This is a genomic window from Microbacterium sp. (assembly GCF_036823965.1).
GTDB lineage: Bacteria > Actinomycetota > Actinomycetes > Actinomycetales > Microbacteriaceae > Microbacterium.
On sequence record NZ_DAITBE010000005.1, the window covers coordinates 175,322 to 194,615 of the forward strand.

The window sequence follows — 19,294 nt, forward strand, 5'->3', positions numbered from 1 at the left end:
AGGTTTCGTGACGGGCGGATGCAGCCACGGCGCCGGCCGGACCCGGATCAGGCGAGCCGCATGCAGACGAGCTCGGGACGGGGATCCCAGGACTCGACGGGAGCGAACCCGAGGGAGAGATACATGCCGATCGCGTGCTCCCGCCAGGCCCAGACCGACAGTCGCAGCGGACGCGCCGAATCCGCGATCGCGTGACGCAGGAGCGCGCCGCCGACACCGCGCCCACGACTGGCGGGGCTGGTCCAGAAGCGCGTGATCTCGTCGCCCTCGTCGTCCGCTGCTCCGACGATCAGCACGCCGCAGGGCGTCCCGTCGAGCGTCGCGACCAGGGTGCGCTTGTCAGCGAAGGCCGCGGCCGGGTCGGCGATCTCCCGCGCATACCGATCGTCGAGCGGCGCGTCCGCATCCGCGAGTCCTCGCTCGACCTTCTCGGCCTCGGTCTGCAGCAGGTAGTCGCGGACGAGGGATGCCACGGCATCCGTGTCCTCGGGGAATCCGGCGGTCCTGACGACGGGAGCTTGGGGATCGATCACGGTTCGAGCGTATTGCCGCCGCCGCGGTCAGAGGTATCCGGTCGCGGGGTCGATCGCCGCGAGGAAGCCGCGGATCGCGGCGATGTGCCGTTCCTGATCGACGGGTTCGGCGCTGCCGGACACGCTGAAGCCGTAGCCGACGTTGGGCCCAGAGATCCAGTCGTAGTGATTCGACCCGTCTTCGTTGCGTCTGCGGACCGAGAAGGTCTCACCGTCCACCGCGAAGTCCGCGACGTGGGTGTAGGTGGACTCATCCGGTGCCGCAGATGCGGGGACGTACGTCCAGCCCTCGCCCGTGGGGTCGCGGTCGCTCTCCATGCGTTCGACCCTACCGATGGGCCGCACGGTCAGGCGATCGGGTCGCCCTGCACTGGCCCCTCGGTGTTCGGCTTCCACCCCAGCGCCGGAGCGACGTGCTCGGCGAACGCCTGCAGCACGTGGAGGTTGTACTCCGGCCCGAGCTGGTTCGGGATCGTGAGCAGCAGGGTGTCAGCCGCCATCACGGCCTCGTCCTGCTTCAGCTGCTCGATCAGCACGTCGGGCTCGGCCGCGTAGGTCTTGCCGAACGTGGAACGGAAGCCGTCGATCACGCCGATCTGGTCGCCGCTGTCGGCACTGCGCAGCCCGAAGTAGGCGCGGTCCATGTCGGTGATCAGCGGGAAGACGCTGCGGCTGACCGAGACGCGAGGGCTGCCGGTGTGCCCGGCCTCCTTGTAGGCGGCACGGAACAGGTCGATCTGCTCGCGCTGCAGCTGGTCGAACGGCGCGCCGGTGGCCTCGGTGATCAGGGTCGAGCTCATCATGTTCAACCCCTTGCGTCCGGTCTCCTCGGCCGTGGCGCGCGAGCCGGATCCCCACCAGATGTGGTCGCGCAGCGTCGGCGACTGCGGCTCGATCGCGAGGTAGCGGCCTTCACCGACCATGCGCGGATCGCCCTGCGCCAGCCGCTCGCCGTCGATCGCACGCAGGAAGATCTCGAACTTCTCGCGCGCCAGCACGCTGCCACGCTCGGGGTCCTCCTCGTCGCGGAAGCCGAAGGCCTCGTAGCCGCGCAACGCGGTCTCGGGTGAACCACGGCTCACGCCGAGCGCGATCCGGCCGTCGGCGATCCAGTCGAGCGCAGCGGCCTCCTCGGCGAACTGCATCGGGTTCTCGTACCGCATGTCGATCACGCCGGTGCCGACCTCGATCCGCTTCGTGCGTGCGGCCATCGCCGACAGCAGGGGCATCGGAGACGCAGCCTGCTTCGCCCAGTGGTGCACGCGGACGGAGGCGCCGTTCACGCCGATCTCGTCAGCGCCCTCGGCGATCTCGATGGTCTGCTTCAGCATGTCGCCGGCGGTGCGGGTCGCCGAGCCCTGCACATCGCCGTAATGCCCGAACGAGAGGAATCCGAAAGCCTTCATGTTCTATTCGAACGCATGGATGCTGTGGGCTATTCCGCCGCGACGAGGAAGCCGTCGAGCACGAGCGAGCGGATGCGCGGCTCCAGGTCGGCCCAGAGCTCACGGAACGGCACCTCGAACAGGTCGGACAGTGCCGCGGCGATCTGCCCGACCGTGAGGTCGCCATCGCAGGCCCCGACGAATGCGGCGAGCGCTGGATCGACGTTCACGGTGCGCGCGAAGCCCCCGCCCTGACGCAGCTCGATCACGCTCGGGTCGTCATTGCCCGGCATCAGGTGCCGCGCCTCGGTGACATCGGTAGCCGTGAGCAGCATCGCCGGCACTCCCTGGGCGAGCAGGTCGTGCGCCTGGATGCCGACGCCCAGCGCCGCACCGACCCCGGAGACCTGCTGCGCCAGCCGCTCGGTCCGACGCAGCGGCGATCCGCTCCCCCGCCGCAGCAGCACGTACCCGAACCCGATCGACGAGACCTCGCGGGTGGCGAAGTCGTCGAGCCAGGCGCTGAGCAGCGGTGTGAAGGCCGGGTCCCTCGGCGTCGTGCCGCCGTCACGGATCCACAACTCGGCGTAGGCGAGCGGTGACAGCTGCTCGCGTTCGATCACCCAGAGGTCGAGCTCCCGCGGCACCCATGCCTCCAACCGCGCGAGTCCGGAGACGCCGCCCTTGGACTCCCAGTTGCCGAGCAGCTGCGCGATGCCACCGGGGGTGAGGAACGCCGGCGCCGTGCGCACGAACTGCTCCACGAGCGCATCGCCGACGAGTCCACCGTCGCGGTACTCGTACTCGGGAACGCCCTCGCTCCGCGGGGTGATCACGAATGGCGGATTCGACACGATCAGGTCGAACGCCTCACCCGTGAGCGGTTCGAACATGCTCCCCTGCCGGAACTCGATGTTCGAGACCCCGTTGAGCTGCGCATTGAGCTCGGCGTACGCCAGCGCACGAGCAGAGATGTCGGTCGCGACGACCGAGCCGGCGCGTCGTGCCACCAGGAGCGCCTGGATGCCGCAGCCGGTGCCGAGGTCGAGCGCGCGCTCCACCTGCAGCGGCACGACGATCTCGGCGAGCGTGCGCGAGGCCCCACCCACACCGAGCACGTGGTCGGCCGGGAGCGCTCCGTCGAGCGCCACCTCGTCGAGGTCGCTGGCGATCCACCACTCGCCGATGCCGTCAGCGTCGACGAACGACTGGGGTCGCAGCAACGCGGTCGGCGTGACGAGCTCCACGTCGGCGCTCGCGAGTCCGAGCGCCACGAGACCGTCGACGCCGAGACGCGGCAGGGCGGCCTCCACGAGACGTCGCGGCTGCGGCATCCCGAGCACGAACAGCCGGCCCAGCGTCGCGAGCACACCGGTGTCGTCGGCCAGCGCTCGCAGGATCGGCTCGCGCATCCCGCGAGCGAGCGCATCGTCCGCTTCCTCGCCCCAGAGCCTCCTGAGCGGCTCTGAGCGGAGGTCGGCCGCGTCGAGATCGGCGGCGAGCGCGGCGCTGCGAAGGGGCTCGGGAACGGGTGCGGGGGTGTCGGACACGGCCGTCACTCTACGCGTCTTCAGCGTTCTCCTCTGTCGGGCCTCCTAGAATCGCTAGGTCAGTACTCACGGACAGCCGCTTTCACTGGCGTTCGAGGAAGACCTTCATGACCGCGACCACCCCCGATGACACCGGCTTGCGTCCGCGCCTCCGCAGGCTCGTACGCAAGACCGCCGTCTTCGCGATCGCACTCGGCGTCAGTGGCATCCTCGCGCCGACCGCCGCCTTCGCCGCCACAGAGCCGCCGAACGACAGTGAGGGCAAGGTCGAGCTGTACGTCTCTGCGGGTGCTCGTGGCAACGTCACCGTCGGTGCAGCGACGTCAGCGGTCGTCACGGTCGAGAATGAGACGGATGCCGAGGTCTCGCCAGGTCGCGTGCTGGTCGAGCTGAATCGCACACCGCTCGCCGATGATGCGGCGATCGCGTCGTGGCTCGACGGCGAGGAGGTGGAAGGCACCTTCGCGGCGCTCGGCACCGAATCGACGAATTCGGTGGATGCCGGAGCATCCGGAACCACGACGATCTCTGTGCCGCCGGAGCTGCTCGCCGACCTGGCCCCTGGCGTATACCCGCTGCGCGCCGGGCTGTCCGGCGCGACCACCGGTGCGACCGGGTCCGATGACGTGGTGTCACGCAACGCCTCGGCGACGAGCGTGCTCATCGTGACCACCGGCGAGGCCGCCCAGGTCGCTGTCGTGGTGCCGATCACCGCCACCCCGGCGAACGGCACGCTCCTGACGAACGATGAGCTCTCCGCACTCACCGCCGAGGACGGCGCGCTCACCGCGCAGCTCGACGGCGTGACCGGCACGGCTGCGATCCTCGCGATCGACCCGGCGATCCTGGCTGCGATCCGGGTGCTCGGCACCTCAGCCCCCTCGCAGGCGACGGACTGGCTCGAACGCCTCGACGAGCTTCCGAACGAACGGTTCGCCCTGCAGTTCGGCGATGCGGATGCCACGGCGCAGGCGCAGGCGCAGCTCCCGGCGCTGTTGCAGCCGACCACGCTGGGCACCTTCCTGAACCCGTCGAACTTCCCGAACACTCCTGCGACGACAGCGCCCGGCGATGAGCCGGCCGGCTCGCCCTCGCCGACCCCGACCACTGCCCCTGCGCTCCCCGACGACGCCGAGCTGTCGGAGATCGAGGGTGCGATGCCGGACATCCTCTGGCCCCGCGGCAACGTCACCCAGGCTGACCTCGCGACCTTCGCCGCGTACCTCGACGGAGCCGCGACCACGATCCTCCCGTCATCGGTCATCGACGGTGGCGCATCCGCACGCGCAACGGCGGGCGACGCCGAGGTGCTCATCTCCGATGACGCCGTCGCCACCGCTCTCTCCCTCGCCGCAGCCGAAGCCGAGCCTGGAGCGCGACAGCGCCAGCTCGCTGCGGCCAGCGCCCATCTCTTCCTCGCAGCGCAGAGCGCTCCGGGAGCACCGCTGCTCGTGGGCCTCGACCGAGACGAAACGCGGACAGCCTCCGCACTGCGGGATGCGATCTCCACGGCAGACACCCCAGGGTTCTCGCTCTCCGCTCTCCGGGGGCTCCCCACCACTCCTGTGACCCTCACGGGTGCGGCCGACCCCGCATATGCGGCCGCGGTCGGCACGCTCCTCGGCGACGAGCAGACGCTCGGCCAGTTCGCGACGATCCTCAGTGATCCGCAGCTGCTCCTGAGCCTCGAGCGCATCCGCATCCTGCGCACGCTCGCCGTCGGCATCCCGGCGGATTCCTTCGCGAAGGTGGTCGCGCAGCACCAGAAGGGGACGCAGGAGACGCTCGGTGCCGTGAGCATCCCACCGTCCAGCACGATCCAGCTGCTGACCGCTGCTGCCGATCTGCCGTTCGGCGTGCGCAACGATCTGCCGTGGCCCGTCACGATCCAGCTGTCGGTGTCGCCCACCGACCCCCGTCTCGAGGTGAAGCCGGTCGTCGAGCAGGTCGTGCAGGCGAACACCAGCATGCGCATCAAGGTGCCGGTCGAGGCGCGCGTCGGCAGCGGCGAGGTCGGTCTGCGCCTGAATCTGTCCAGCCCGACCGGTGTGCCCATCGGCGGCACCGAGGTCGTACGCGTCGCCGTGCGGGCCGAGTGGGAGGGCATCGGCGTCGGTATCTTCGGCGGCCTGATCGTGCTGCTCATCGCGCTCGGCGTGGTGCGCACGGTGCGACGGCGTCGTCGTGAAGCGATCGAGAGCCAGTCGGCGCTTGCCGAGGAAGAGGAAGCCGTGCTGTCGAGACCGTTCCCACCGGAGAGCAAGGACGGGCGTGAGTAGCCTCGGCCGCGCGAGCGCGGTCATCGGTGCGGGCACCCTCGTGTCCCGCGTCACGGGGCTCCTGCGCAGCATCGTGCTCGTCGGGGTGGTCGGGTCCGTCGCATCCGAGGCGGCTGACGCATTCACCTACGCGAACCAGCTGCCGAACAGCGTGTTCTCACTCATCTCGGTCGGAATCCTCACCGCCGTCATCGTGCCGCAGATCGTGAAGGCCACAGCGGATGCCGATGGCGGCAACGCCTTCATCTCGAAGCTGTTCACCCTCGGCACCGTCGTGCTGGTGGTCGTGACAGCGATCGCGACCGCCGCCGCTCCGTGGCTCGTGCATCTCGCCGCAGGCAAGGCCAACGAGACCACCCTGGCCCTCGCCACAGCGCTCGCGTACTGGTGCCTGCCGCAGATCCTGCTCTACGGCCTCTACGCCATGCTCGGCGAGGCGCTCAACGCACGGAAGATCTTCGGACCGTTCACGTGGGCCCCTGTCGTGAACAACCTCGTGTCGATCGCCGGCTTCCTCACGCTCGGCGCCCTGTTCGCACCCGTCTCGCGGCAGGCCTCGGACTGGACGCCGCAGATGATCACGGTGCTCGGCGGCACCGCGACGCTGGGCATCGCACTCCAAGCCGTGGTGCTCCTGGTGTTCTGGCGGCGTACCGGGCTCGCGTTGAAGCCCGACTTCCGTTGGCGCGGTGTCGGACTGGGCAACGTCGGGCGGCTCGCCGGCTGGACGTTCCTGATGGCCTTCGCGAGCCTGGCCGCCGGGTTCATCCAGGGGTTCATCGTCAGTGAGGTCGCCGGGCTCGGCGCGTCGGCGACCGTGACGGCCAACGCCTGGCTGATCTTCATGCTCCCCTACTCGGTCATCGTGCTCTCGATCGGGACGCCGTACTTCACGCAGATCAGTGCGCATGCGGCCGCAGGACGACACGACGAGGTACGCGCCGATATCGGCCGCAGCATCCGCACCCTGCTGTTCTTCATGGTCGCAGCGACGGCCGCAGTCGCCGCTGCTGTGCTCCCCGCCTCTCGCGTCTTCACGGACTCGGCCGACGACGCGCAGGCCGCTGGTCTGGTGCTGATCGGCTATCTCTTCGGACTGCTTCCGCTCACGATCCTGTTCATCGTGCAGCGCACGTTCTACGCCTACGACGACACGCGCACCCCGTTCTGGTTCACGATCTTCCAGTGCGTGCTGATCGTCGGCACCGCTCTGGCAGCGCTGGGACTGCGGGAAGCAGGCGTCATCCCCCTCACCTCGCTCGCCGCTGCAGTCGCACTCGGCCAGTCGATCGCGAGCATCGTGCAGACGATCGTCGCGACGTGGCTGCTGCACCGCAAGATCGGCGGCCTCCAGGTGAGCTCCTGGATGGCCGCGATCGGCCGTTTCGCGATCGCCGGCATCCCGGCCGGCTTCGCGGGATGGGGAGTCTTCCTCCTCCTCGGCGGCGTCGACGGGTGGACCATGGCAGGCGCAGTCCAGGGAGCCCTCGGCACCGCGATCGTCGGCCTCGCCGTGGTCGTCGTGTACCTGGGCATCCTCGCGCTCCTGCGGGCTCCTGAGCTCAAGGTCGCCGGCACGCTGATCCGTCGGTTCCTCCCTGGTCGCTGAGCCCACTCCCAGCCCGCGGTGCGACCCTGGTGAGGGAATGCCCCGCGGTTACCATGGGTTGAAGCAGTCGAAGGTCATTCGACCGCAGTTTCACAGACGGAGAGCACATGCGTCAGGTCATCATCATCGGCTCCGGCCCCGCCGGATTCACGGCTGCCATCTACGCAGCCAGAGCGAACCTCAAGCCGCTGCTCATCGCGAGCTCGGTCGAGGTCGGCGGCGAGCTGATGAACACCACCGAGGTCGAGAACTACCCCGGCTTCCCCGATGGCATCCAGGGCCCCGAGCTCATGGCCAAGTTCCAGGAGCAGGCTGAGAAGTTCGGCACGGAGGTCGTCTACGACGACGTCACCGAACTCGATCTCGCCGGGCCCGTCAAGAAGGTCACGCTCGGCAGCGGCACCGTGCACGAGACGCAGACGCTGATCTACGCGACCGGCTCGGCGTACCGCAAGCTCGGTGTCACCGGCGAAGAGCGTCTCTCCGGTTACGGCGTCTCCTGGTGCGCGACGTGCGACGGATTCTTCTTCCGTGAGAAGACGATCGCGGTCGTCGGCGGCGGCGACTCCGCGATGGAAGAGGCCACGTTCCTCACCCGCTTCGCGTCCAAGGTCTACGTCATCCACCGCAAGGACTCTCTTCGCGCCTCCAAGATCATGCAGGAGCGCGCCTTCGCGAACGAGAAGATCGAGTTCATCTGGAACAGCGAGGTCGCAGAGATCCTCGGTGAGACCGCCGTCAACGGCGTCCAGCTGCGCTCCACGGTCGACGGCACGCTGCGCGACCTCCCGCTCGATGGTCTGTTCGTCGCGATCGGCAACGACCCGCGCACGCACCTCGTGCACGAGAAGCTGCAGCTGACCCCCGAGGGCACGATCTGGGTCGACGGACGCTCGTCCGTCACCTCGGTGCCCGGTGTGTTCGCCGCCGGCGACGTGATCGATCCCCACTACCGTCAGGCCATCACGGCTGCCGGTTCGGGAACCGTCGCGGCCCTCGACGCAGAGCACTTCCTCGCCGACCTGGAGGACATGTCGGTCGAGGTCCCCGCTGCGGAGGCCGCAGAGGTCATCACCGCCTGAGCGCGGTGGGAACAGTTTCCCCTCGTCTGCTGTTATAGCTGACGAACCTCGAATCAAGGAGAACTCTGATGAGTGCAAAGGCTACGAGCCAGGCGACCTGGGAGCAGGACGTACTGCAGGCCGACGGTCCCGTGCTGGTGGACTTCTGGGCGGAATGGTGCGGCCCGTGTCGCATGGTCGCCCCGGTGCTGGACGAGATCCAGTCGGACAACCCCGACAAGATCACGATCCTCAAGCTCAACGTCGACGAGAACCCCGAGCTCGCCATGAAGTACCAGATCACGTCGATCCCGGCGATGAAGGTGTTCCACGGCGGTGAGGTCAAGACGACCATCATCGGCGCCAAGCCGAAGTTCGCCCTCGAGAAGGACCTCGCCGACTTCATCGGCTGATCCCCTCCACGCGAATCGGGCCGTCGTCTCTCCTCCGGGAGGCGGCGGCCCGTTCGCATGTCCCTGGGACTCGTCACGATCTGCTGAGCCGGCCCCGATCAGCGGATGCCTCCGCGCCCCCTGTCAGCGGATCGGGACCGCGTCGGCAGATCGGGCGCCCGACGGCTCATTTGTCGGAGGCGTCGACGTGGGGCAGCCCCTGCGCCTGGCGCGCGCGGTCGACGATCTCCTGGATCACCGGACCCTTGGCCGCGTTGTACGTCGACGTCCCACGCGCAGCGGCGGCCACAGCGTCGCATTTCGCGTGCGTGTAGCGATCGGCATCCTCAGGGTGCGCCAGGAGCCAATCTCGAAGGATCCGCTGGTTCACGGCATCCCACTCGGATGCTGCGAAGAAGTGCGCGATGCGGGTCCGGATGCCGTGCTCCTCGAACACCATGACGGGGTGGCTGCGCACACCACTGCCGATCTCCCAGCCGATCGCCTCGAGGGCCCCTCGATGCGCGTCGAAGTCATCGACGCTCTCGATCCGCACCGCGATGTCGATGATCGGCTTCGCGCGCATCCCTGGCACGGCCGTGGAGCCGATGTGCTCGATCACCCAGTCAGGGTCGCCGTGCGCACGCAGCTCCGCAGCGATCTCCGCGAAACGCCCCGGCCACGCCGGGTCGTACGACACGAGCTGCCGAGGCATGGTCAGAGGCGCGCGGTCAGGACGCGTCGGCGACGGTCGGATCCCAGCGTCGGTGGCGCTGCTTCTCGTCGAGCAGCCCCCAGACAGCCGGAGTGAGCTCGGGGTACTCCAGGGCGATCTGGCGCAGCACACGGTAGTGACGGGCCTCATTCGGGCGCACACCGTCGTTCGCGGTGATGTTGTCGGCGCGCAGGAGGTACACGACGAGCTCATCGACGCTCGGCAGCTCCTCCATGAACTCCCAGGGGTCTTCACCACCGAGGAGGCGCTCCTGCACGATGACCGCGAGTTCGTCAGCCGCTTCTGCTCGCAGCACTTCGAGGCTGGCGCGACGGGGGACGGACTCGCTCATGCTTCCAGCCTACGCGCGACTCCGACGTGGTCGGCGCTCGACCTTGGTGTCCTCCTGCATATCCTCGAGCTCCTTGCCCTTGGTCTCCGCAACCTTGAAGTACACGAAGAAGAACGAGAGCAGCGCGAAGAACGCGTAGAACCCGTAGGCGAACGGCAGGCCGATCGCCGAGAAGGCGGGGAACGTCGTCGAGATGAAGAAGTTCGCGACCCACTGCGCCGCTGCAGCGACTGCGAGGGCGCCGGCGCGGATCGAGTTCGGGAACATCTCGCCCAGCAGCACCCACACGAGCGGACCCCAGGTGGCTCCGAAGAAGACGACGAAGCCGTTCGCGCAGATGAGTGCGACGGTGGCCCACGGATCCGGGAGCGTCACCGCGCCCGCGGCATCCAGTGTCCCGAAGGAGAACGCGAGCGCCATCAGCCCCAGCGTGAGCGTCATGCCGACAGAGCCGACCAGGAGCATGATCCGGCGGCCGACCTTGTCGACGAGGAGGATCGCGACGATCGTCACCACGATGTTCGTGACGGAGGTGATCACGGTGATGAGGAGGGCTTCAGACTCGCCGAATCCGACCGACTGCCACAGCGTCGTCGAGTAGTAGAAGATCACGTTGATGCCGACGAACTGCTGGAAGACCGAGAGCAGGATGCCGACCCAGACGATCGGCTTCAGTCCGAGCCGGTTCCCACGCAGGTCGCGCAGCGACTCGGTGCGCTCAGTGTTGAGCGTGCCGGTGATCTCGGCGATCTTCGCCTTCACATCGACGGCCCCGGTGACGGTCGTCAGCACCTCGGTCGCCTTGTCGAGCTGCCCCTTCGCCACGAGGTACCGCGGTGACTCCGGCAGCCGCAGCGACATGACGCCGTAGACGATCGAGGGGACTGCACCGGCGATGAACATCCAGCGCCAGGCGTCCAGGCCCCACAGCGGCTCCGCAGCGCCTCCCGCGACGTTCGCGAGCATCGCGTCGGAGAGCAGGGCGATGAAGATACCGGTGACGATCGCGAGCTGCTGCAGCGACCCCAGCCGTCCGCGGACGTGCGCCGGCGACACCTCGGCGATGTACGCCGGTGCGATGACGGATGCCGCGCCGACACCGAGTCCGCCCACGACACGCCAGATGATCAGGTCGACGACTCCGAAGGAGAAGCCGGATCCGAGCGAGGAGAGGAGGAAGAGCACGGCCGCGACGACCATGACAGGGATGCGGCCGAAGCGGTTGGCCAGCGGACCGGCGAACCACGCACCGACAGCGCAGCCGATCAGCGCCGACGACACGGCGAAGCCCTTGAGGCCGACGCCGAGATCGAAGCCCGACTGGCTGCCAGCCAGGGCATCCACTGCGCCGTTGATCACGGCGGTGTCGAACCCGAACAGGAAGCCGCCGAGAGCGGCAGCGATACTGACCGCGATGACGCGACCTCGTATGGGTGAACCAGGCTGTGTGCGCGACATTGTGCCCCTCCTCGACATCATCTGACGCGAGTCTAGGCCTGTCGGTCCGGTCCGCGGGGATCACCCGCGAACGTGGAAAGGATCAGCTCCGACCGTAGCTCTCCTCGCCGAGTTCCTCGAGAATGCGGTTCAGATCTTGGATCGACGCGAAATCGATGGTGACCTGGCCTTTGCGAGCACCCAGAGCGATCTTCACGCGGGTGTTCAATCGGTCGCCGAGCTTGCCGGCGACCTCGTCGAGATACGCGCGGCGTGCACCGGGCGTCGCCTTCGTCGTCCTCGCGCCGGCCGCGGGCAGGTTCTTCGCCGCCTCTTCCGTCGCGCGGACCGAGAGGTCCTCGTTCACGACCTTGTCGGCGAGACGCTGCATCGCTTCAGGCGTGTCGAGACTGAGGATCGCTCGCGCATGGCCCGCCGTGAGGACGCCTGCTGCGACGCGCTGCTGCACCGGCACCGGCAGCTTGAGCAGACGGATCGTGTTGCTGATCTGCGGGCGGGAGCGACCGATACGGGTCGCCAGCTCCTCCTGCGTGATCCCGAAGTCCTCGAGCAGCTGCTGGTAGGCGGATGCCTCTTCCAGCGGGTTGAGCTCCGAGCGGTGCAGGTTCTCGAGCAGCGCGTCACGGAGCAGATCCTCGTCAGCGGTCTCACGGACGATCACCGGGATCGTCTCGAGCCCGGCCTCGCGAGCAGCGCGCGTACGCCGCTCCCCCATGATCAGCTCGTACTCGCCCTCGCCGTTCTTGCGGACGACGACAGGCTGCAGCACGCCGAACTCCCGGACGCTGTGCACCAGCTCCGCGAGGTCCTCCGGGTTGAAGTGCGTGCGCGGCTGGCGCGGGTTCGGCACGATCGAGTTCGGATCGACGTGCACCAGGTGGATGCCGGGGACAGCGGCGAGATCGGCTGCCGGCTCCGGCGCTGTGGTCTCGGATGCCGGACGGAGACTCGCTCCGGGGAAGAACACGTCGACCGGCCGCTCTGACTGGTCCGCGGTGGGGATGAGAGCGCCGATTCCACGGCCCAATCCAGTGCGCTTCGCCATCATTTCTCCTTGCTCTGCGCCGCTGCACGCGACGCGATCTCGACAGCTGCTTCGCGGTAGGCGATCGCGCCGGCGGATTGCCCATCGTAGGCGATCACGGTCTGTCCGAAACTCGGCGCCTCCGACACCCGCACGGAGCGCGGGATGACGGTTTCGAGCACCTGGGTCGGGAAGTGGGTGCGCACCTCATCCGCCACCTGCTGCGCAAGGCGCGTGCGCCCATCGAACATCGTCAGCAGGATGGTTGAGAGGTGCAGCTTGGGGTTCAGATGCTTCTGGATCATCTGGATGCTGCCGAGCAGCTGACTCAGTCCCTCGAGTGCGTAGTACTCGCACTGAATCGGGATGAAGACCTCGGATGCCGCGGTGAACGCGTTGATCGTGAGGAGCCCGAGCGATGGAGGGCAGTCGATGATCACGAAGTCGATGTGCGTGCTTTCGAGGTACTCCTCGAGTGCACGACGGAGGCGGTGCTCACGTGCGACCTGGCTCACCAGCTCGATCTCCGCGCCGGCGAGGTGAATCGTACTGGGAGCGCAGAGGAGGTTCGGATCCTCCGGGCTCTGCTGCACGATGTCCGCCAAGGCGGTGTCGTTGATCAGCACGTCATAGACGCTCGGTGTGTCCGCACTGTGCGGCACACCCAGCGCGGTCGATGCGTTGCCCTGCGGATCGAGGTCGATCACCAGGACCTTCGCGCCGAGGCCGGCGAGAGCGGCGGCGGTGTTCACGGCGGTCGTGGTCTTCCCCACGCCACCCTTCTGATTCGACACGGTCAGCACGCGGGTATCCCCACTGAACTCCACTTTCGTGGATTCCAGCGTGCGTCGGCGAGCCGAGAGGTCTGCGAGTTCCCGCGCGAGCGGTGTATCCATACCGAACGAATCGTTCGAGGATGCCTTTTCGGACTGTTTCACGTGAAACATCCACTCCTTTCGGGGCCGCGTTCCACTCTAATCGCTGGGGTGGACGTTCTCTCATTCGCGTGCGTTTCGGGGATGGTTCGTGTCCTGCTTTCGGGGCGTGTGGTGGGGGTCCGCTGGCATTGCTCGGTGTCGCTGCCGTGCGCTGGTCGACAGAGGGGGACACTGTTCGCAGCGTCCCGCTTACTCCGCGGCTGCGTGCGGGGAGTCCCGGCAACGCGTGGTGAGGGGTGTCACCCCTGTGAGGTGCACGTGGGGCCATGCCACCTCCAGGCCGCACCAGATCCGAGCCGCGCCACCTCCGAGCCATGCCACATCCGGGCCATGCCACATCCGGGCCCCGCCACCTCCCGGCCGCACCACATCCCGGCCCCGCCACATCCCGGCCGCACCACCTCCAGGCCGCACCACCTCCAGGCCGCACCACCTCCAAGCCGCACCACCTCCAAGCCGCACCACCTCCAAGCCGCACCACCTCCGAGCCATGCCACATCCGGGCCCTGCCACGTCCAGGCCGCGCCAACTCCCGGCCGCGCCAACTCCCGGCCGCGCCACATCCGGGCCCTGCCACCTCCCGGCCGCGCCACATCCGGGCCGTGCCACATCCGGGCCGTGCCACCTCTGGCGTCGAGCAACCTCCGGGCCGCGCCACCGTGGGTCGCTGAGCCTGTCGAAGCGACTGGTGCTCGCATTCCGAACCTGTTTCCCGTGAAACATCTGCCACTCCCCGACCGGGGCAGAAGCGCGGTTCGGTCAGCGCGCGAGCAGGCGAAAGTGCATCGAGCACGCCAGACGCCGACGACCGAGAGCTGAGGTGACATCGCCGTGTTCGTCCCGCTCGCGATGGCAATGCCCCAACGTGGCATTCCCCACGACCTGGGTCGCTGAGCCGGTCGAACCGCTGACGGCAACGGACATCTGCGGTCGATCTGTGTGCGACCTGTGGCACTCCCCTCTCCGCGTCGAGATGCGCGTGCTCGGCGCGTCCGCCCCCGGCCGGCCGGAATGAGCGCATCAGACCCCGGTGACGAGCTCGCGATCAACCCGGTCACGCTAGCGCGGATACTGCAGTCTCGACGATGAAGATCGAGACGACGGCACCGTCAGCCGAGCGAGTCGCTGACGGTGTCGAGACGAGGAGCGCCAGGAACGCTGCCGTCGTGTTTCACGTGAAACTTCTGGCACTCCCGTTCACGAGGAAACGACGCAGGTTCGCCGATATCTACCCAGGCTCCGCCTCTGTAAAGACCGGGGGTCGTCAGCGAGCACGCAAGCCAGACGACGACGCCAGGTGCGCATCGCCCGGATCCGCAGTGAATGGAGTCATCAGTACCTGCTCCAACGAATTGTTGGGCCTGCACGGAACACCGAGCGGAATGCGATGTCGAGATGTTTCACGTGAAACGTCGCTCGCTCCCCTCCCGGAGGGCGATCGAAGACGGCTCGTCCTGTTTTGGTGCCCATCCGTGCTGGTCCTCAGACGCATCGCCGAGGCGACGCAGCCACGAGACGCAGCAACGAGACGCAGCCAAGACGCGGACGCAGAGGGGCCGTCGGACCTGAGACCAGCGCACGCATCAGCCGGTGCCGAGTGGGTGGATGACGCAGTCAAGGCGTGAATGGAACCGCAGACGAGGGCGATTCCACGTCATACGCGTGGCACTCCCCTCCCTGGGCAACACCTCGTTTTCGGCCGAAGTTCGTACAGATCGGCCAGTAGTCGGCGAGTTGTTCGCCGTCAACCAATCTCGACACCGTGACGAGGGGCCGGCTCCGATGCACGTGGCGGCCCTCGCTTTCGTTCTCATTCCACACCCGTGCTCCCGCGGTACTGTCCCCGAGACTGCATCGGCCCGTAACCCCGCTACCTCCTGGAGTGTCCGACGAGCACAGGACCGGCACATTCCTGTCTTTGAGCCTCGATATGCCGAGCAGCTCTCCGCTGCAAGCAGGCCATGACGAACGGTCCAGTCTGCGCTCCGGGGTAGGGACGTGCCAGGCGTTTCACGTGAAACGTCATGATTGCGAACTGTCTCGCAACGCCTCACCAGGTCCAGCGGCTGACGTGGCGAAGATCGCCGATTGGCTTTGACTGACCTGAGTGAGCAACAGCGTGTCGAGGCTTCTCGTGATGTGCTCGTGCCGCCAGTCGTCGCCAGTCTCATGCAGCTGGGCGGCAGGAAGCAGCTTCCGGGGCGTTGCCTCCGTGAACGGACACGGATGCCCCACACTCTGGGACCATGCCTCCCAACTGCGGTGACTCTGGGCGCGGGCGCGAAACGAGGTTCGGACTCTCTCGACCAGGCCACTCGCCACAGCACCCAGACCAGGAACTCGTCACTTCGCGCCGTATACGCACGGGGTTTCACGTGAAACACGTGGTACGCCCTGTCCGGGAGTTCGCTCGCGAACGCCACACTGAACCGCCACCACCACACGTCATTCAGGCCAGTTGCGATGCCGAACATACGAAACAGGGAGGGATCCCCCACAGGGAAAGAATCACCCGAGCGCGTCACACCCGGAATCTGGCTGCCAGGGCCACTGGGATCACTCGCGATCGCATCCGCCGTTCCGAGGCGTACCTATGTTTCACGTGAAACATAGGTTTCTCCCCGCCGACGAATCCTCAAGCGAAGAGGCCGGCGCCCAGCGCCACGTACGCCCGTCACCGCGTGCGAGCGAGGTGGCGCGTCAGAGTGCGACGGCGATGGGCGTTCCGAGCGACTATCGGCAGAGCGCACGCCGCGAGGGTCTCCCGACGAGTGAGACAAGCCGATCGCCTGCAAACCAAGCCAGCGCGCCACTCCGCCCAGATGTTTCACGTGAAACACCTGCTATCGAACAACCGCCCGCACCACTCGGGTGGTCTCAGTGAGAACTCCCTCACCGAGCACCTCGACGCGCACGTCCGTCAGCTTGAACTTCTTGATCTGCTTCTGCGCGGCTTCGATCTCGTTCGCAGCATTCATGCCCTTGAGCACGGTGATCTCACCGCCATCACGTACGAGCGGTGCCGTCAGTGGAATCAACGTCCGCAACGCACTCACCGCACGAGCCGTCACGACGTCGAATCCCGTGGGGTGACGGACGTCTTCTGCCCGCGCGCGCAGGATCTCGACGTTCTCGAGCGCCAGTGCATCGACCTGTTCGGAGAGCCAGGTCACCCTGCGCTCCATGGGTTCGATCAAGGTCCAGTGCACGTCAGGGCGAGCAATCGCAAGGACCAGCCCAGGCAGTCCCGCCCCGGAACCGATGTCTGCGACAGAACCGTGGAACAGCGGTGCGGCAATGACGCTGTTCAGAATGTGCCGGCTCCAGAGCCGCGGGAGTTCGAGCGGACCGATGAGTCCGCGCTCCTCTCCCTGCTCTGCGAGCGCATTCGTGAAGGCACGGGCGACCTCGATGCGATCCCCGAAGAGCTCCACTGCAACAGCGGGCTCGACCTCGAGGTCACTCATCGCAGCATCCGATGCAATGTTTCACGTGAAACATCAACGACGACGAAGGACCGTGTGACGGTCTGCACCCTCGCCGTATGACTCGGAGACGAGACCACGCTCGGACGCGATGTCGTGCACCAGCTTGCGCTCGTAACTCGACATTGCGGGCAGCGAAGCCTGTGAGGCGCCCTCGTCGAGCTTCACGCCGGCAGCATCCACCAGCTTCTCCAGCTGACGACGACGAGCATCGCGCGATCCGCCGATGTCGAGGATCAGGCGCGAGAACGCGCCGGTCTTGTTCTGCACCGCGAGGCGGGTCAGCTCCTGCAGTGCCTGCACGGTGTCCGGAGCGGAGAGCAGCGCAAGGCCGTCGTCCTCCGCCTCGACCGACACGTAGGCACGGCCCTGGCGTACATCCAGGTTGAGGTCGCCATCGATGTCCGCGATGTCGAGGAGTTCTTCGAGGTAGTCCGCGGCGACGTCGCCCTCGTTCTCGAGCTGAGCGACAGTGGGCTCGACGCTAGTGGTGGTGATGCTGTCGGTCATGACGCGCTGCCCTTCTTCTTCGCACGCTTCTTGCCCACCGGCTGCTGACGCTTGGGGGCTTCCGCCTTGGCCTTCTCGGCCTCGGCGAGCAGACGCTGCTGCTCTGCCTCGTACGCGGCCATCGGGATGATCTTGCCGGACGAGTCGATCGCCTTGCCCTTGCGAGCCAGACGCTCTTCGCGGGCCTTGGCTGCCTCGGATCCGGGCGTCGGCATCTCACGGATGACGAGGAACTGCTGGCCCATGGTCCAGAGGTTCGAGATGAACCAGTAGACGACGACGCCGAGCGGGAAGAAGACACCGGAGAAGATGAAGCCCAGCGGCAGGATGTAGAGCATGATCTTCTGCATCTGGTACGCCTGGCCGGTCTTGGCCTCAGGCGACAGGTTCTTCGAGATGATCTGCAGCTGGGTGAAGAACTGCGAGCCGATCATGAGCACGACGAGCGTGACCAGGATGATGATCGCCGTGGTGTTGCCGGCGTCGACCGCGTTGCCGAGAGTCTCGTGGAGCGAGGCGACGTCGAACAGCTTGGCGTCGTAGAACTCCTTGGTGAGCTCAGGGCTCATGAAACCCACACCACCGATCCCCGCCTCGGCATGCTTCTTCACGTCGCTGAGCACACTGAACAGGGAGAAGAAGATGGGCATCTGCACGAGCAGCGGCAGACAGCTCGACATCGGCGTCGTGCCGTGCTTCTTGTACAGCGCCATGGTCTCGCGGCTCATCGCCTCACGAGAGAGCTGATCCTTCTTGCCGCGATACTTCTCCTGAACTTTCCGCAGTTCAGGAGCGATTTCCATCATCTTTCGCTGGCTCTTGATCTGCTTCACGAACAGCGGGATCAGGGCAGCGCGCACCACGATGACGAGGCCGACGATCGACAGCACCCAGGTGAGACCGGAGGCGGCAGGCAGGCCCACCGTGGTGAGCAGCCAGTGCCAGGCGACGAGCACGAGCTCGACGACCCACTTCAGCGGCCAGAGGATGGTTCCGATCAGATCGAATCCACCGGAAGACGGGGCCGGCGACGGTGAGACGCTGGCGAGCAGGAGATCAAGGCCCACCGTTCAGTCCTTTCGGGAAGGGACGACGAAACCGGATGCAGTCAGGTCGTGATGGAAGTGCTTATGCGGCTGTACGTCGTCGACGCCACCGCGAGTCCAGGGATTGCAGCGGAGGATGCGCCAGACAGAGAGAGCAGTTCCCCGCACAGCGCCGTGCTGCTGCACCGCACCTACAGCGTAAGCCGAACAGGAGGGATAGTAGGCACACACATCTCCGTACATCGGAGAGATCACCTTGCGATACCCGGTGAGGAACCCGAGCACGAGGTTCCGCGGCAGGAGCGGGATGCTCCGCCAGAGGTCCGTGCCGCGCAGATGTGCCGTCCCGATCGACGACGCCGGCAGGGCAGTCATGCCGACACCTCGAGCGGTGCGCGCTGCAGTCGAGCGAGGCACCTGTTCACATCGGCGCTCAACTCGGCGTAGGTCGCTGTGGCGGATGCAGGAAGGGCACGGATGACGACATCCGTGCCCTCAGGGACGCGTGGCAGCGCCTCCGCGCAGACGGCTTTCAGTCGCCGTCGAACGGTGTTGCGCACGACGGCGTTCCCGACCTGCTTGCTGATGATGAATCCGAACCGTACGGCTCTGCTCTCACCCGTCGACCACATCGAGGTGACGACGCGCGCCCCGCCACAACGCGATCCACGTCGAACGACCAGACGATAGTCGCTCCCGCGGGTCAGTCGATACGGGCGGGCGAGCACAGCGGCTTACGCGGAGAGCTCGGTGCGGCCCTTCGCACGGCGGGCTGCGAGGATGCCGCGGCCTGCACGCGTGCGCATGCGGGCACGGAAGCCGTGCTTCTTGGCGCGGCGACGGTTGTTGGGCTGGAAGGTGCGCTTAGTCATGGAATCACTCCGAGAATGCTGCCACCGGATTCACTCTGACCGGAGACATGGGGAACTGCCAAAAAAATGGCATAAGTCAACCAAG

The 19,294-nt window shown here is 67.0% G+C and carries 19 protein-coding genes; 4 read left to right on the forward strand and 15 right to left on the reverse strand.

The features are described 5' to 3' along the window. Positions 1-47 precede the first annotated feature (47 nt). Genes V7Z82_RS10675 through V7Z82_RS10690 form a run of 4 tightly spaced genes read right to left on the reverse strand, consistent with a single transcriptional unit; the run spans position 48 to position 3,477 of the window. Positions 48-533, reverse strand: coding sequence for a GNAT family N-acetyltransferase (locus tag V7Z82_RS10675; protein ID WP_334151238.1), 486 nt, complete (start codon positions 531-533; stop codon positions 48-50). 27 nt (positions 534-560) lie between these two features. Continuing rightward, positions 561-851 carry a hypothetical protein gene (locus V7Z82_RS10680; protein WP_334151241.1) on the reverse strand — a complete coding sequence of 97 codons (291 nt, stop codon included), beginning with the start codon at positions 849-851 and terminating at the stop codon, positions 561-563. A gap of 29 nt (positions 852-880) precedes the next feature. Then, positions 881-1,939, reverse strand: a complete 1,059-nt coding sequence (locus tag V7Z82_RS10685; protein WP_334151245.1) for an LLM class flavin-dependent oxidoreductase — start codon at positions 1,937-1,939, stop codon at positions 881-883. Between the two features lie 29 nt (positions 1,940-1,968). Next, the gene (locus V7Z82_RS10690) at positions 1,969-3,477 is read right to left on the reverse strand and encodes a class I SAM-dependent methyltransferase (protein ID WP_442927611.1); all 1,509 of its coding nucleotides are present in this window, start codon (positions 3,475-3,477) and stop codon (positions 1,969-1,971) included. Positions 3,478-3,575: 98 nt separating this feature from the next. Here V7Z82_RS10690 and V7Z82_RS10695 point away from each other — a divergent pair, with 98 nt between their 5' ends. From V7Z82_RS10695 to trxA, 4 genes are all read left to right on the forward strand, one after another. Further along, positions 3,576-5,747, forward strand: coding sequence for a DUF6049 family protein (locus V7Z82_RS10695; protein WP_334151250.1), 2,172 nt, complete (start codon positions 3,576-3,578; stop codon positions 5,745-5,747). Beyond that, complete coding sequence (gene murJ / locus V7Z82_RS10700; RefSeq protein WP_334151252.1) at positions 5,740-7,356, forward strand: murein biosynthesis integral membrane protein MurJ; 1,617 nt, start codon at positions 5,740-5,742, stop codon at positions 7,354-7,356. Before V7Z82_RS10695 ends, murJ begins: the two co-directional genes overlap by 8 nt. A gap of 107 nt (positions 7,357-7,463) precedes the next feature. Then, positions 7,464-8,438 (forward strand): thioredoxin-disulfide reductase, encoded by a 975-nt coding sequence (trxB, locus tag V7Z82_RS10705; RefSeq protein ID WP_334151254.1) that lies wholly within the window; start codon positions 7,464-7,466, stop codon positions 8,436-8,438. Positions 8,439-8,506: 68 nt separating this feature from the next. Next, positions 8,507-8,830, forward strand: coding sequence for a thioredoxin (gene trxA, locus V7Z82_RS10710; RefSeq protein ID WP_045278541.1), 324 nt, complete (start codon positions 8,507-8,509; stop codon positions 8,828-8,830). Positions 8,831-8,996: 166 nt separating this feature from the next. Here the strand turns inward: trxA and V7Z82_RS10715 are convergent, their stop codons facing one another. The 11 genes from V7Z82_RS10715 to rpmH form a co-directional block, all read right to left on the reverse strand. After that, on the reverse strand, positions 8,997-9,524 hold the full coding sequence (locus tag V7Z82_RS10715) for a GrpB family protein (protein ID WP_334151257.1): 528 nt from the start codon (positions 9,522-9,524) through the stop codon (positions 8,997-8,999). A gap of 16 nt (positions 9,525-9,540) precedes the next feature. Beyond that, positions 9,541-9,876 (reverse strand): tryptophan synthase subunit alpha, encoded by a 336-nt coding sequence (locus V7Z82_RS10720; protein ID WP_334151259.1) that lies wholly within the window; start codon positions 9,874-9,876, stop codon positions 9,541-9,543. A gap of 9 nt (positions 9,877-9,885) precedes the next feature. After that, entirely contained in the window at positions 9,886-11,334 is a 1,449-nt protein-coding gene (locus V7Z82_RS10725; RefSeq protein WP_334151262.1) for a sugar porter family MFS transporter, read from the reverse strand. Between the two features lie 82 nt (positions 11,335-11,416). Further along, entirely contained in the window at positions 11,417-12,379 is a 963-nt protein-coding gene (locus tag V7Z82_RS10730; protein WP_334151264.1) for a ParB/RepB/Spo0J family partition protein, read from the reverse strand. Then, positions 12,379-13,254: a ParA family protein gene (locus V7Z82_RS10735; protein ID WP_334151267.1), complete on the reverse strand. Its 876-nt coding sequence runs from the start codon at positions 13,252-13,254 to the stop codon at positions 12,379-12,381. Before V7Z82_RS10735 ends, V7Z82_RS10730 begins: the two co-directional genes overlap by 1 nt. Before the next feature lie 2,885 nt (positions 13,255-16,139). Next, entirely contained in the window at positions 16,140-16,763 is a 624-nt protein-coding gene (rsmG, locus tag V7Z82_RS10740) for a 16S rRNA (guanine(527)-N(7))-methyltransferase RsmG (RefSeq protein WP_334151270.1), read from the reverse strand. A 33-nt stretch (positions 16,764-16,796) separates the two neighbouring features. After that, positions 16,797-17,291, reverse strand: coding sequence for a Jag family protein (locus V7Z82_RS10745; protein WP_334151273.1), 495 nt, complete (start codon positions 17,289-17,291; stop codon positions 16,797-16,799). Then, complete coding sequence (yidC, locus tag V7Z82_RS10750) at positions 17,288-18,358, reverse strand: membrane protein insertase YidC (protein WP_334151276.1); 1,071 nt, start codon at positions 18,356-18,358, stop codon at positions 17,288-17,290. Before yidC ends, V7Z82_RS10745 begins: the two co-directional genes overlap by 4 nt. A gap of 3 nt (positions 18,359-18,361) precedes the next feature. Next, positions 18,362-18,712 carry a membrane protein insertion efficiency factor YidD gene (yidD, locus tag V7Z82_RS10755; protein ID WP_334151278.1) on the reverse strand — a complete coding sequence of 117 codons (351 nt, stop codon included), beginning with the start codon at positions 18,710-18,712 and terminating at the stop codon, positions 18,362-18,364. After that, entirely contained in the window at positions 18,709-19,065 is a 357-nt protein-coding gene (gene rnpA / locus V7Z82_RS10760) for a ribonuclease P protein component (protein ID WP_334151281.1), read from the reverse strand. Before rnpA ends, yidD begins: the two co-directional genes overlap by 4 nt. A gap of 6 nt (positions 19,066-19,071) precedes the next feature. Next, positions 19,072-19,209 (reverse strand): 50S ribosomal protein L34, encoded by a 138-nt coding sequence (gene rpmH, locus V7Z82_RS10765; protein WP_045278552.1) that lies wholly within the window; start codon positions 19,207-19,209, stop codon positions 19,072-19,074. Positions 19,210-19,294: the final 85 nt, after the last annotated feature.

Excerpts from the sequence above, each read along its gene's own strand:
- V7Z82_RS10725 (WP_334151262.1), bottom strand. The coding sequence starts at position 11,334 with ATGTCGCGCACACAGCCTGGTTCACCCATACGAGGTCGCGTCATCGCG.
- V7Z82_RS10695 (WP_334151250.1), top strand. The coding sequence starts at position 3,576 with ATGACCGCGACCACCCCCGATGACACCGGCTTGCGTCCGCGCCTCCGC.
- trxA (WP_045278541.1), top strand. The coding sequence starts at position 8,507 with ATGAGTGCAAAGGCTACGAGCCAGGCGACCTGGGAGCAGGACGTACTG.
- V7Z82_RS10745 (WP_334151273.1), bottom strand. The coding sequence starts at position 17,291 with ATGACCGACAGCATCACCACCACTAGCGTCGAGCCCACTGTCGCTCAG.
- V7Z82_RS10685 (WP_334151245.1), bottom strand. The coding sequence starts at position 1,939 with ATGAAGGCTTTCGGATTCCTCTCGTTCGGGCATTACGGCGATGTGCAG.
- V7Z82_RS10730 (WP_334151264.1), bottom strand. The coding sequence starts at position 12,379 with ATGGCGAAGCGCACTGGATTGGGCCGTGGAATCGGCGCTCTCATCCCC.
- trxB (WP_334151254.1), top strand. The coding sequence starts at position 7,464 with ATGCGTCAGGTCATCATCATCGGCTCCGGCCCCGCCGGATTCACGGCT.
- rpmH (WP_045278552.1), bottom strand. The coding sequence starts at position 19,209 with ATGACTAAGCGCACCTTCCAGCCCAACAACCGTCGCCGCGCCAAGAAG.
- V7Z82_RS10720 (WP_334151259.1), bottom strand. The coding sequence starts at position 9,876 with ATGAGCGAGTCCGTCCCCCGTCGCGCCAGCCTCGAAGTGCTGCGAGCA.
- rsmG (WP_334151270.1), bottom strand. The coding sequence starts at position 16,763 with ATGAGTGACCTCGAGGTCGAGCCCGCTGTTGCAGTGGAGCTCTTCGGG.
- V7Z82_RS10715 (WP_334151257.1), bottom strand. The coding sequence starts at position 9,524 with ATGCCTCGGCAGCTCGTGTCGTACGACCCGGCGTGGCCGGGGCGTTTC.
- V7Z82_RS10680 (WP_334151241.1), bottom strand. The coding sequence starts at position 851 with ATGGAGAGCGACCGCGACCCCACGGGCGAGGGCTGGACGTACGTCCCC.
- V7Z82_RS10735 (WP_334151267.1), bottom strand. The coding sequence starts at position 13,254 with ATGGATACACCGCTCGCGCGGGAACTCGCAGACCTCTCGGCTCGCCGA.
- yidD (WP_334151278.1), bottom strand. The coding sequence starts at position 18,712 with ATGACTGCCCTGCCGGCGTCGTCGATCGGGACGGCACATCTGCGCGGC.